This is a genomic window from Rhizobium sp. Root483D2 (assembly GCF_001426685.1).
GTDB classification, from domain to species: Bacteria; Pseudomonadota; Alphaproteobacteria; order Rhizobiales; family Rhizobiaceae; genus Pararhizobium; species Pararhizobium qamdonense.
The window spans coordinates 223,024-236,170 of sequence record NZ_LMFB01000041.1; the positions used below are offsets into that span (position 1 = coordinate 223,024).

Annotated in this window: 9 protein-coding genes; 3 read left to right on the top strand and 6 right to left on the bottom strand. The window is 60.5% G+C overall.

Annotated features, from left to right (window positions below; all coding sequences use genetic code 11):
* Nucleotide 1: 1 nt before the first annotated feature.
* The 4 genes from ASD32_RS25905 to ASD32_RS25920 all read right to left on the bottom strand — a co-directional run bounded on the left by ASD32_RS25905 (nucleotide 2) and on the right by ASD32_RS25920 (nucleotide 4,471).
* Entirely contained in the window at nucleotides 2-1,537 is a 1,536-nt protein-coding gene (locus tag ASD32_RS25905) for a DEAD/DEAH box helicase (RefSeq protein WP_060640898.1), read from the bottom strand.
* A 210-nt stretch (nucleotides 1,538-1,747) separates the two neighbouring features.
* Nucleotides 1,748-3,061, bottom strand: coding sequence for a M23 family metallopeptidase (locus ASD32_RS25910; RefSeq protein ID WP_060640899.1), 1,314 nt, complete (start codon nucleotides 3,059-3,061; stop codon nucleotides 1,748-1,750).
* 97 nt (nucleotides 3,062-3,158) lie between these two features.
* On the bottom strand, nucleotides 3,159-3,986 hold the full coding sequence (locus ASD32_RS25915) for a ferritin-like domain-containing protein (RefSeq protein ID WP_060640900.1): 828 nt from the start codon (nucleotides 3,984-3,986) through the stop codon (nucleotides 3,159-3,161).
* Nucleotides 3,987-3,988: 2 nt separating this feature from the next.
* Nucleotides 3,989-4,471: a peroxiredoxin gene (locus ASD32_RS25920; RefSeq protein WP_060640901.1), complete on the bottom strand. Its 483-nt coding sequence runs from the start codon at nucleotides 4,469-4,471 to the stop codon at nucleotides 3,989-3,991.
* A gap of 363 nt (nucleotides 4,472-4,834) precedes the next feature.
* On the opposite strand from ASD32_RS25920, the gene ASD32_RS25925 reads away from it, so the two are divergent.
* Complete coding sequence (locus ASD32_RS25925) at nucleotides 4,835-8,230, top strand: DUF3971 domain-containing protein (protein WP_060640902.1); 3,396 nt, start codon at nucleotides 4,835-4,837, stop codon at nucleotides 8,228-8,230.
* A gap of 51 nt (nucleotides 8,231-8,281) precedes the next feature.
* Here the strand turns inward: ASD32_RS25925 and tyrS are convergent, their stop codons facing one another.
* The gene (tyrS, locus tag ASD32_RS25930) at nucleotides 8,282-9,535 is read right to left on the bottom strand and encodes a tyrosine--tRNA ligase (protein ID WP_060640903.1); all 1,254 of its coding nucleotides are present in this window, start codon (nucleotides 9,533-9,535) and stop codon (nucleotides 8,282-8,284) included.
* 129 nt (nucleotides 9,536-9,664) lie between these two features.
* On the opposite strand from tyrS, the gene ASD32_RS25935 reads away from it, so the two are divergent.
* Both ASD32_RS25935 and ASD32_RS25940 read left to right on the top strand, forming a co-directional pair.
* A complete protein-coding gene (locus ASD32_RS25935; protein WP_060640904.1) occupies nucleotides 9,665-10,807 on the top strand; it encodes an anhydro-N-acetylmuramic acid kinase in 1,143 nt (380 codons plus the stop codon).
* Nucleotides 10,808-10,912: 105 nt separating this feature from the next.
* Nucleotides 10,913-12,106 carry a GGDEF domain-containing protein gene (locus ASD32_RS25940; protein ID WP_082546946.1) on the top strand — a complete coding sequence of 398 codons (1,194 nt, stop codon included), beginning with the start codon at nucleotides 10,913-10,915 and terminating at the stop codon, nucleotides 12,104-12,106.
* Nucleotides 12,107-12,279: 173 nt separating this feature from the next.
* Here ASD32_RS25940 and ASD32_RS25945 read toward each other — a convergent pair whose 3' ends face one another.
* Complete coding sequence (locus tag ASD32_RS25945) at nucleotides 12,280-12,975, bottom strand: alpha/beta hydrolase (RefSeq protein ID WP_348270753.1); 696 nt, start codon at nucleotides 12,973-12,975, stop codon at nucleotides 12,280-12,282.
* Between the last annotated feature and the right edge of the window lie 172 nt (nucleotides 12,976-13,147).

Consider the following 13,147-nt stretch of genomic DNA (forward strand, 5'->3'; position numbering starts at 1 on the left):
CTCAGGCCTTGCCGGCAATCAGCATGAATGCCGGGATATCGTCGCCGAAGCCGACCGGTGTCGGGCCGTCATCATGGTCGCGGCGGTAACGGTTGCGGCGATCACGGTTGTCGTCATTGGCAGGATACGGCTGGGGAGCAGGACGGTTGCTGTTACGGCCGGCATTCTGCGGTTTCGTTTCTGCCTTGCGTTCTGATCTCACAGGTTCTGCCTTTGTTACTACCGGTTCGAGAGGGGCTGCTATGACTGCCGGACTTTCGTCTGATTTGATGTCCGATTTGTGACTGGCGATGGGCCGGGGCGCGTGTTCGCGATCCCGGTCGTTGCGCCGGCCACCGCGCTTGCCGTCACGGCCGCCGCGCTCGGGCTTGCTGCTCTCATGGCTTTCCATCGGAGCGGGCAGGGCAGAGAGGTCACCGTTCAGCCATTCGATCTTCTTATCGATCAGCTTTTCGATGGCATCGACGAATTTCGTATCGCGCTTGGATACCAGCGTGAACGCGGCACCCGAACGGCCGGCACGGCCGGTGCGTCCGATGCGGTGGACATAGTCTTCCGCATGGATCGGCACGTCGAAATTGAAGACATGGCTGACATCCGGAATATCCAGGCCGCGCGCGGCGACGTCGGAGGCAACCAGCAATGTAATCGCGTTGTCCTTGAAGCCCGCCAGCATTTTCGTGCGCGAGCTCTGGTCCATGTCGCCATGCAGCGCGCCGACCGAGAAACCGTGACGCGACAGCGAACGGTAGAGTTCGGCAACATCGAGCTTGCGATTGCAGAAGATGATGGCGTTCTTCAGTTCTTCCTGCTTCTGGATCAGATCGCGCAGAACTGCGCGTTTTTCATAATCCTTGCCGTGGGAAGCGACCAGACGCTGCGTCACCGTGGTGGCCGTCGAAGACCGCGTGGACACTTCGACACGTTCCGGGTTCTGCAGGAACCGGTCGGCCAGCTTCTGGATTTCCGGCGGCATCGTAGCCGAGAAGAACAGGGTCTGGCGCGTGAACGGGATCAGCTTGGCGATTCGCTCGATATCGGGAATGAAGCCCATGTCGAGCATGCGGTCAGCTTCGTCGATGACGAGGATTTCGACGCCGGTCATCAACAGCTTGCCGCGTTCGCAATGGTCAAGCAGGCGGCCGGGCGTGCAGATCAGCACGTCGGCGCCACGTTCGAGCTTGCGGTCCTGCTCATCGAAGGACACGCCGCCGATCAGGAGGGCGACATTGAGCTTGTGGTTCTTGCCGTATTTCTCAAAGTTTTCAGCAACCTGGGCCGCCAGTTCGCGCGTCGGCTCGAGAATGAGCGTGCGCGGCATGCGTGCGCGGGCGCGGCCCTTTTCCAGAAGCGTCAGCATCGGCAGCACGAAGGATGCCGTCTTACCCGTGCCCGTCTGGGCGATGCCCAGAATATCACGCCGCTGCAGGGCTGGCGGAATGGCGCCTGCCTGGATCGGTGTGGGGATGGTGTAGCCCGCGTCTGTGACTGCGGTAAGAACTTTTTGGCTCAGGCCAAGGTCTGAAAAAGTGGTCAAAGGGAAATCTGTTTCCGTTCCGGTTCGGTCGAACTCTGGTCAATCGGCGCATGCGTAAACTGCCGTCGCTGGGGCTCTTAGTCCCATAGCCAAGCAAAGTCAAGAAAACCGGTGGTTTGATCGGGAAAAGAACCAAGAATGGACTGCCAACAACAGGATAGCTGAAAAACGCCTGCTGTTACGTCAAGAGCGGCGCCAAGGCCGTCAAGCTCAGTTGATGTAGTGGCTAAGCTTGATGCCAGCAGTCAGGAACCGCATGGGATCGACCGCTTCGCCATTCAAACGGACTTCATAATGCAGGTGCGGGCCCGTGGAGCGGCCGGTGCTGCCGGAGCGGGCGATGGGCTCGCCGGTTCTGATCTTGTCGCCGGCATTCACCAGGATCGTCGAGAGATGCGCGTAGCGGGTGGTGATCCCATTGCCATGGTCGATTTCGACCATGTTGCCGTAACCGCCATTCTTGCCGGCGGTGATCACCGTGCCGGGTGCGGTCGCAAGAATCCGCGTTCCCGTCGGTGCCCGGAAATCGATGCCGGCATGCAGCGCCAGCCGTCCCAGAAAGGGGTCGAGCCGGTTTCCGAAGGTGGAGGTGATGTCGCTGGCCGGCGATGGATTGTTGAACGGCAGCTTTTTCGCCTGGCTGCGGACGCTCTCCAGGCGGCCAAGCGCTGTATCGAGCCCGATCAGCGAGTTGTCGAAGGCCTCGGTCGTTTCTGGCTCCACGAACGGCCCGCCAATGGCATCGTCGTCTGCGGTCACGGCTGGCGTGACGGCCACCTCGTCTGCATCGAGCTTGACGCCGGTGCGGGCAAGGATGGTCATGATGGCATCCGTAGCTTCCGAGGCGCCGGCCGTCAGGTTGTCGATACGGGTTTTCTGCTGCTGTTCGATATCCTTCAGCGACAACGTCACTTTCGAAAACAGCCGGTCGGCGCGGTCCGACATCGCTTCCTGGCCGTTTGACGCGGCTTGGGGCGCATAGGCCAGCGCCATCTTCTGCTGCGGCGTGTTGCCGCTCATGCCCATCAACCGCTCGATCGCCTTCAGGCCACCGCTGGCATCGGCGCGCTTCTGGCTTTCAACCGGCGCTGCCTGCGGCTGCACATCCTTTTCGGCAATGCCTGATTCTTCGGCGCGGTCGAGCAATGTACCAAGACGGCCGTGGCGGGAGGAGAGCGCCATCTGCTGCTGCAGCAGTTTTTCGACCTTGTCTTCCACCACCTGCTGATCGAGAAGCTGGCGGCTGGTGACGCGATCGACCTGCGCGCGCAAGGCGGCGATCCGGTCTTCATATTCATGCTGCATACGCGCCTGGCGGGCCATCGTACCGCCGATCAGGTCGTCGCGCAGTACAAGATAGGAGGTGGCGGCGAGGTAGCCGATCGAAAATACGGAGACGAAACAGACGGAAACTGCGGCCATCCAGGGGCGGATGGTCATGTGGCGAACCTTGTCGCCGCTGGCCAGAATGATGATGTGCTTTTGTGTGCGCTTGCCGAAAACCTGGCTTTCCGTAGACACCAACTCACCCCCAATGCGCGCTTACCTGCCCGTCATGATGGGATCGATTAGACACTGTTAAGGTTAATAAAGCCTTGAGCCCAGGCTTTTGGACGGTTTGTCAGGTGTTTACCGAGGCCGTCATCGAGCGGTAGAACGACGGTGTCAGCCCGGCTTCGGCGCGGGCGATATCGTTGAACGGGGCTTTGAGCGGACCGCGAAAATTGGCCCGGACCAGGGCCTGAAATGCGGCGGCCGGGTCCTTCTTCTGGCGCGCGCAGAGAAACCGGAACCATTTGGCACCTACAGCCACATGGCCCTTTTCGTCCTCGTAGATCACGTCGAGCACCGCAGCACTTTCCAGATCGCCGGCCTCGCGCATCTTTGCTTGCAGCGCAGGCGTCACGTCGAGGCCGCGCGCTTCAAGAATCAGCGGTACCACCGCCAACCGGGCCGTCAGGTCGTTGCGCGTGTCATGGGCTGCCTGCCACAGTCCGTCATGGGCCGGCAGGTCGCCATACTCGGCACCCAGCTCACGCAGCCGGTCGCGCACCATGCGGAAATGCTTGGCCTCCTCGAAGGCCACCTTCATCCAGCCGTCGAAGAACGAGTTCGGCACCGGCTCCGTTGCGAACCGAGCGACGATATCGAGCGCCAGATCGACGGCATTCAGCTCGATATGGGCGATGGCATGCAGGAGGGCGATCCGGCCTTTGTCGGTCGTAAGCGCCCGCTTCGGCATCTGCCGGGGCGGTATCAGGTCCGGCTTTTGCGGCCTTCCGGGACACTCAGGCACGGCCATATCCAGCGGCGAACGCAGCGACAGGGTGCGCTCGTTCCAGCGGCGTGCCGTCTCCTGGGTCAGCAGCGTCTTGATATCGAGATCATCAGCGCGGATAGCGCGGACCGCGCCATCGCGAAGGCTGCGGATTTCCGGCAGGTCCGTCATCGTCAAAGGGTTCCCCCGGCAAGGTTTTTGGCGGCTGCCAGCACCTCTTCGGCATGACCGGCGACCTTCACCTTCGGCCAGATACGCCGGATGACGCCATCGGGACCGATCAGCAAGGTCGTACGCTCAACACCCATATATTTGCGGCCATACATGCTCTTTTCCATCCAGACGCCATAGCTGTTGAGGACGGACAAATCCTCGTCCGAAGCAAGAATCACCGACAGATCATACTTCTTGACGAACTTGTCGTGCTTCTTCACCGAATCGGGCGACATGCCGATGACCACGGTGCCGGCTTGCGAAAATTCGCTCAGAAGTCCGCTGAACGCGATTGATTCGGTGGTGCAGCCGCTGGTGTCATCCTTGGGGTAGAAGAAGAGAACGACCGATTTTCCGTTGAAATCACCGAGGGAAACGGTTCCGCCGCCGTCGCGGGGCAGGGTAAAATCCGGTGCAATTGCGCCTTCGGTCAGGTTCGCCATGGTTATTCCTTTATTTTGGGGCATGTGCGCCAAACGTTTGTCGCATCAGGCATATCCAATCGTGACCCGGCCCGTCCAGCGCCGCCGGTCATGGTGGAGGTTTTTTCGCGCACAGGAAGACGGGCTGTAGGGCAGACATCGTTTGCTCCGGGGTCGTTCTTTAACTACTGTGTGACGCATGCGAATGTCAGGCGGTGCGTGTGTGTGCCGTTGATATGCCAGGGCGATAAAATGATTTGAATCAACCACGTAATCCGTGATTCGGCATTGCGGAACGCAGCCGTTGATGCCGCGATTGGCATCGCAGCAGATTGGAACTGACCGCATGATTCTTTTTCACACATCCGGAGGCTGCCGGCGCTGATGAATGAAATCCGCGGTGAAAAAGTATCGTTTCGCAAGGAAGACATTGTCGCTCTGCATTCCCTGCCGTCCGCGCAGGCCCATGACCCCTGCATCGTTCACGCGCCGAACAAGCGCGGCATCACCCGTCTGATCTTCACCACAACGGTCGTCGTTGCCTCGATCGTGCTTTTGCTGGGCGCAGCACTGATTGCGGCCATTGAAGGCGGGGTGCTTGACGGGCCGCTCAATGCAAGGGCACAGGCGGCCCTGAATACGGCGCTCGGCAGCGGCTATCATGCCGAAGTGGGCAGCACGGTGCTGCGGGTCACGTCTGACGGGGCGCTGGCGCTGAAGGCCCAGAACGTGACGCTGGTGGAGAACGTCTCCAACAAGCGGCTTGTCGGTACCAACAGCGTGTTCATCGAACTCAACCCCTTGGCCCTGATGACCGGGCGGATCGCCGTTTCGCGGCTTGAGGCCGAGGGAGCGACGCTGGATCCGGCGCTGCTTCCACAGGGAAAACCGATCGATCTGACGACGATCCGAATCGCCGATGTCGGCGCGGGTCTGGAGGTCGTCTTCAACCAGATCGACCGTCTCTCGCAACTGATTGGCCGCAGCAATACGCAGACGGTGCGCATTGCCGACCTGCGCCTGTCGTTTTCCGGTCTGCGCCAGCGCATCGTTCCCGTCGTGGTGGAGACGCTGGATTTCCAGCGCACGGCTGACGGCTCCATGCAGATCGACGGTGTGTTTTCCATCGATGGTCAATCCTCGCAACTGCATCTGCGCGCCGATCGTGAGAGCGGCCGTATCACCACGCTCAATGGCTCAGCCGTGGGGTTACCGCTGTCTGCCTTCCTGCATCGCAACGAAACCCCGACGGAGCTCGCCTTCGGGGTCACAAGCAGCGCGGATCTGACGATCAAGGCGACACGGGCGTCAGAAAACGCGCCTCCGGCGCTGCAATTGAACGGCCGTTCCAATAACGGTGCTTTCGATGCCGGCGGGTTCACATCGGAACTCAAACCTTCCGAGCTGAATGTCAGCTATGACTTTGCGCGCAACCGGATCGAAATCCTGCCGTCGATGGCGCGCGTCGGCCGCTCGATTTTTCCGTTTACCGGTGCGATTGCCGATCTTGATCCGGCGGCGTTTGCTGGACAGAAGGGCTTTTCGATCGATCTTCTGCTGCAGGCTGCCAGCTCCTCGCCCATCGATGTCTCCGAGGCGCCGCTGATCTTCGACGCCAAGGCGCAAGGCCGCTATCTGTCGGGAAGCCACCAGCTGGTCTTTGACGAACTGACGGTTGCCAGCGGCCTTGGCACAGCTGCCGGTTCGCTGTCGATGACGTTTGGGGAAACCTCGCCGCAGATCAGCTTCGCGCTGTTGACCAGCAGGTTGCAGTCGGCCGCCGTCAAACAGCTCTGGCCCTGGTGGGTCGGCAAGAACGCACGCCGCTGGGTGGTCAACAATATTTTCGGCGGCACGGTCACTGATGGCAAGATCGAGGTCTTCCTGCCGATGGGACGTATTACCCGCACCGTCGGGCCGATCGACCTGAATGCCGAGGAATTGAATGTTCAATTCAACATCACCGACGCACGGATCAATCTGGCCGGCGATATCCCGCCGCTGCGGGATGCGGCCGGCGCGTTCACGCTGAAGGGCGAGCGCATGGACGTGGAGATCGAGCGCGGAACCGCGTATTTCCCCTCCGGACGGTCCGCCACGTTGACCGGCGGTAACTTTATCATTCCGAGCACTTACCAAAAGCCGTTGATTGCCGAAATGAAGCTCGATGTGGCGGGGCAGGCGGACGCGATTGCCGAGCTTGTCACCTACCGGCCCATTCTCGCCCTGCAGCGGACCCCTTTCAAGCCGGAGGATTTTTCCGGCGACATGACGGCGCGCGTCGGCGCCCGTTTCGGTCTGGTCGTTGCCCAGCAACCGCCGCCACCGCAATGGCAGGCCGAAATGCTGCTCAACGGCGTGACGCTTAACAAACCGATTGCCGGGCGCGCGATTTCCGACATCAAGGGAAGCCTTCGGATCGATCCGCAGCAGGCGGTGCTTGACGCGAAAGCCGATATCGACGGCGGACCGATGGATATCTCGCTTGTCGAACCGGTCGGGGCCAACAGCACCGTCAAGAGAAAGCGTGAGGTGTCCGGAACGCTGGATGACAAGGCGCTTGCCAAGCTTGCTCCGGGCCTTGCCGGTATCGTCAATGGGCCGGTGGCGCTGGATATCCTGATCGACGATACCGACCGGCAGACCGTCTCGGCCGATCTCGGCCGGGCGGCGATCTCGCTTCCATGGATCGGCTGGTCGAAAGGAGCCGGGATTGGCGCCAAAGCCGCGTTTTCGGTCTCCAACGTCGATGACATGACGCATATCGACGATCTTAAGCTCACCGGTGACGGTTTTGGCGCGAGCGGTGCACTGGTGCTCGACAAGGCAGGCCTGAGTTCGGGCGCATTTTCGTCGGTCCAGCTGTCGCGGGGCGACAATTACGCCGTCAGCATCAAGCGTCAAAAGAGCGGTTTCGGGGTGAGCGTCAACGGCAGTTCGGCCGATATACGCCCGATCATCGAAAGCCTGCGCAACCCTTCTAGCGGCGATGACGGTGGTGATGGCAAACGCATCGCCATCAATGCCAATCTCCAGCAGGTCACCGGGTTCCATTCCGAGACCCTTTCCAACGTCAATCTGGACTACGCCGCCAGAGGCAAGCAGATCGATGCCGTCGATCTGTCGGCGGTGACGGACAGCGGCCAGGCCGTTGTCGCGAAACTGACGAAAAACGGCGCCGACAATTTTTTGGAACTGACGACTGGCGATGCCGGTTCGCTGGTCCGGTTTGCCAATATCTACAACAACATGCGCGGTGGTCTTTTGAACCTTAAGCTGCGTGATCGCGGCGGCAGTTCGTGGCGCGGCAATATCGATATCCGCAAGTTTTCGCTGGTCAACGAGACACGGCTGCAATCGATCGTCTCGACCCCGACAGGTGCTGACGGCCGAAGCCTGAACCAGGCCGTGAAGAAGGACATCGATGTCAGCTCGGCCCGGTTCGAGCGCGGATCGGCCAATGTGGCGCTGGACAATGGATCGATCGCCATTGACGGCGGCGTGGTGCGGGGCGTCGATATCGGCGCGACGTTCCAGGGAACGGTGCGTGACCAGAACGGCAATATGGACATGACCGGAACCTTCATGCCGGCCTATGGGCTCAACCGGCTGTTCGGCGAACTGCCGATCATCGGCGCCATTCTCGGCAATGGCCGCGACCGTGGCCTGCTCGGGATCACCTTCAAGCTGGTTGGGCCATTCACCAAGCCGAACCTGACGATCAACCCCTTGTCGATCATCGCGCCCGGCGTATTCCGCAGCATCTTCGAATTCCAGTAAAAAACCGGCGGGATCGCCGCCGGTTTCATGTCATTCCATGGACTCCGACGCTCAGGACGGGCGGACGAGAATGTGCTTCTTCTTGCCAAGCGACAGCTTGATCACGCCGTCGCCTGTGACGTCACCGGTGCCGATCAACTGACGATCGTCGTTGACCACGGCATCGTTGAGGCGCACGGCACCATCTTTGAGAAACTGCCGTACTTTGCCGTTCGATTCGGCAAGACCGGCGCGCACGAACAGCGCAAGAACGCCGACGCCAGCCTCAAGCTCTGCTTTGGGCACGTCGATGGACGGCAGGTTGGCGGCAAGTGCGCCTTCTTCAAAGGTCTTGCGGGCGGTTTCGGCCGCTTCTTCGGCTGCGGCGCGGCCATGCAGGGTTGCCGTGATCTCGGTCGCCAGGATCTTCTTGACCTCGTTGATCTCGGTGCCGGCAAGCTGCGAGAGACGGGCGATCTCGCCCATCGGCAGCGTCGTGTAGAGCTTGAGGAAGCGCGACACGTCGGCGTCTTCCGTGTTGCGCCAATATTGCCAGAAATCGTAGGCCGACATCATGTCGGGGTTGAGCCAGATCGCACCATTGACGGACTTGCCCATCTTGGCGCCCGAAGATGTGGTCAGGAGCGGAGAGGTCAGCGCGTAGAGCTGCGGCGTTCCCATGCGGTGACCGAGATCGATGCCGTTGATGATGTTGCCCCATTGATCGGAGCCGCCCATCTGCAAGCGGCAGCCGGTGCGCTTGTAGAGTTCGACGAAATCGTAGGCCTGAAGGATCATATAGTTGAATTCGAGGAATGACAGCGACTGCTCGCGGTCGAGCCGCGTCTTGACGCTGTCGAAGGCGAGCATGCGATTGACCGAGAAATGGCGGCCGACATCGCGCAGGAATTCAAGGTAGTTGATGCCGAGCAGCCAATCGGCATTGTTGATCATCAGGGCGTCTTTCGGCCCCTCGCCATAGGTCAGGTAGTTGGAGAAGACCGATTTGATGCTGGCGATGTTGGACGCGATCGTGTCCGGCGTCATCAACTGGCGCGCCTCGTCCTTGAAGGACGGGTCTCCGACCATGCCGGTGCCGCCGCCCATCAGCGAGATCGGCCGGTGACCGGTCGCCTGCATCCAATGCAGCATCATGATCTGGATCAGGCCGCCGGCATGCAGGCTCGGCGCGGTCGGATCAAAGCCGATATAGGCCGTCACGGTTTCCTTGTTGAACAGCGCATCCAGTCCGGCATTGTCTGATGTCTGGTGGATGAAGCCGCGTTCGTGGAGGGTGTGAAGGAAATCGGACTTGAATTCGGACATGACCTGTCTCTTTCGGGAGGCTGTTTTAAAGGAATAGGCGCTTGCTGGATATTTGCGCGGCGTTTAGCACTGTTTGGTAGAAAGTGCACCTGTTTGCATCGCAAATGTTTGTTTGGGGGTGAGTGCTCAATGGCGCAGATGAAGACGGCGATCGGGCTGATGAGCGGGACCAGCATGGATGGCATCGACATCGCGCTCATTCGAACCGATGGCCGCGACCGTGTCGAGCGTGGTCCGTCCATGGGCGTCGGCTATGAGCCGGCTTTCCGGAACAGGCTGAAATCGGCATTGAATGAGGCGCGCGCGCTGACGGACAGAACGCAGCGCCCGGGGGACCTTTCGGCGATCGAACGAAACCTCACGTTACGGCATGCCGTTGCGGTCAATGATTTTCTAGCCAGCAACGGGCTGTCGCCAACAGACATAGACGTGATCGGATTTCACGGGCAGACCGTTCTTCACCGCCCCGATGCGGCGCTGACCGTGCAACTGGGCGATGGCGCGCTTCTGGCGCAATCGACCGGCATTGCCGTCGTGCATGATATGCGTGCTCATGACATGACATTTGGCGGGCAGGGCGCGCCGCTCATTCCGGTCTATCATGCCGCGCTTGCCCAAAGTGCCGGCCAAACAGCCCCGCTGGTATTCGTCAATATCGGCGGCATTTCCAATCTGACGTTTATCGGCACTCAGGGTGATATCGTCGCCTATGACAGCGGGCCGGGAAATACGCTGATCGACCAATGGGTGGAGACCCATACGGGCGGCACATTCGATAAGGATGGCGCGATCGCCAGCGCTGGCCGCATCATTCCCACGCTTGCGGACCGGTATCTCGATCACGCGTTTTTCTCATCCAACCTGCGCCGCTCGCTTGACCGCAACGACTTTTCACCGCCAGCCATTGCCGATGCCGCCTTGGCGGACGGGGCGCGCACGCTTGCCTATGTGACCGCTGCCGCCATTCTCAAATCGGCCAGGCATCTGCCCGAGCGGCCGCAGACCCTGGTCATATGCGGGGGCGGGCGGCTCAATCCGGTCATCATGGACGATCTTCGCAGGCTTGGGGCAAAGGAGGATATCGCAGTCATCGTGGCGGAAGAGGCGGGTCTTGACGGCGATGCCATGGAGGCGGAGGCGTGGGCTTATCTCGCCGTCCGGTCGATGGAAGGATTGCCGCTGACTTTTCCGGGCACCACGGGCGTCACGAAACCGGTCACCGGCGGCGTCTTCAATCCGGTATTTCCCGCGCAATCACCATTCGCAGATTAACGTTTCTTTTGCCGGACATCGTTACCATTCCCGCGAATCTGCGCCGGCCTTTGGCATGGGCGCAGGAGAGCACACGGCGTGTGGGTTCTCGAAACGGACACTGAGATGAACGGCGCGCTTTTTCTTTTGACGGTCAACTTCCTGATAGCGCAGCTTTTTTGCGTCTTCTTCCTTGTGATCTCCAGGCGCAGCCGCATTCCCTCTGCCGGACGCTGGTTTGCGGCTGCCTTTGCGGTCGCGTCCCTGTCTGCGGTATTCGAGGTCGCGATCCGCTATGGCGATTTCGACAGGCTTGCGAGCTTTGGTGCTTTCACCGCCGTGCTGACTGCGCTTTTGATGATCCGCGTCGGGATCGGCCGGCTTTATTCGGTGCCTGCCAATATCTGGACCATCACGGCGCTTCTGGCAGCGGCTCTGCCGCTCAACCTGATGATCTTTGATCTGCCGCGCAGCACATTTGCCCATTCCTTCGGCTATCAGACGCCGTTTGCGATCGCGGAGCTGCTCTGCGCGCTGGCGATCTACCGCTCGGGGCGGCGCGAGATCGCCGACCGCCTCCTCATGACGCTGTTTTTGGTCACGGCGGCGAATTTTGCCGGCAAGGTCTATTTCGCCGTGAAATTCGGCAGTGGCGGTACCGCGCAATCCTATCTCGGCAGCACCTATGCGCTGGTTTCCCAAAGCCTTAGCGCGGTGCTGGTGGTCTCCACGGGGCTCACGCTTCTGGCGGTGATCGTTGTGGAGATCATGGACGATGCGAAGGCAAACTCGGAAATCGATCCCTTGTCGGGGCTTTTCAACCGGCGCGGTTTTGACGCCCGAGTAAGCCAGATCCTGTCACGCCCTTTGTCTGCCTATCCGCACTGCGTGATCGTGTGCGATCTCGATCATTTCAAGGTCGTGAACGATACCTATGGCCATGCCGCCGGCGACCAGGTGATCCTGGCCTTTGGCCGCATGATTGCCGGACATGCGCCGCCTGACGCAATCTGCGCGCGGTTTGGCGGCGAGGAATTTGCGATCTTCCTGCCATCGACCGGCGAAACAACCGGCTATCTCTTCGCGCAGGGACTGCGAAACAGCTTTTCGTCCCTCACCATCGCCGGTCTGCCGGACACGGTGCGCCTGTCGGCCAGTTTTGGCGTGTGCGCGCTGGCGGCACCCGGCGACAAGATCTCCGATACGATCAAGGGTGCCGACGCAGCACTCTATGACGCCAAGAAGAGCGGCCGCAACCGGGTCAACCGCGCGGGTCAGACGATACCCGCAAAGCCGGACGGCTGGCAGGCGCAGGCCTGAAATCCACGTTTCAGTTCTTGGATGACCCGGCTGCTGGGACAAGTGATCAGGTCTCAACAAAAAATGGCACCCGGCGACGATTGAGACGCGGAGTGCCATTTGGACCTATGGAAAGCCAGGCAATGCCCGGAGTGCCCGTGTCGTGATGACGGGGCGGAAGACCGCCCCAATCGTCAGCGGATGCGCTTTGCTGCCGGTTCCGGCGTCAGTTCGCCGTTCAGCCGCCGGTCGAGATAATCCTCGCATTCGGCCATCAGCGTATCGACCTGGCCGTTGAAGAAGTGGTTGGCTCCCGGCACGGTCTTGTGGGTGATCAGGATGCCCTTCTGGGCCTTCAGCTTGTCGACGAGGTTGTTGACGTCTTTTTCAGGCGCAACCTTGTCGAGATCGCCGTTGATGATCAGGCCGGAGGACGGGCAGGGCGCCAGGAACGAGAAGTCGTAGGTATTCGGCTGCGGCGCGATCGACATGAAGCCTTCGATTTCCGGACGGCGCATCAGGAGCTGCATGCCGATCCAGGCGCCGAAGGAATAGCCGGCGACCCAGCAGCTCTTCGAATCAGGATGCATGCTCTGCACCCAGTCGAGCGCGGAAGCGGCATCCGACAGTTCGCCGGCGCCGTGGTCGAATTCGCCCTGGCTGCGGCCGATGGAGCGGAAATTGAACCGGAGCGTGGTAAAGCCGCGCTTCTGGAACATGTAGAACAGCTGGTAGACGATCTGGTTGTTCATCGTGCCGCCAAACTGCGGATGCGGGTGCAAAACGATGGCGATCGGGGCATTCTTCTGCTTGGACGGCTGGTAACGGCCTTCGAGGCGACCGGCCGGTCCGTTGAAGATGATTTCGGGCATTGGCTCTCCGGGCTTGATTCTGGGACTAAAAACCGTTTCAGCGCCGATGCAGTCTTGACGAAAGCAGTCAGCTTTTCTAAAACCAGTTTAGAACCATTCAAAACTTTGACACGGACTTTCCGTGGCGAGTGCTGTCTCTTACGGCAAGCGAAGCAAAAAATTCAAGGAAAATGCACTGGCCGCATGCCTT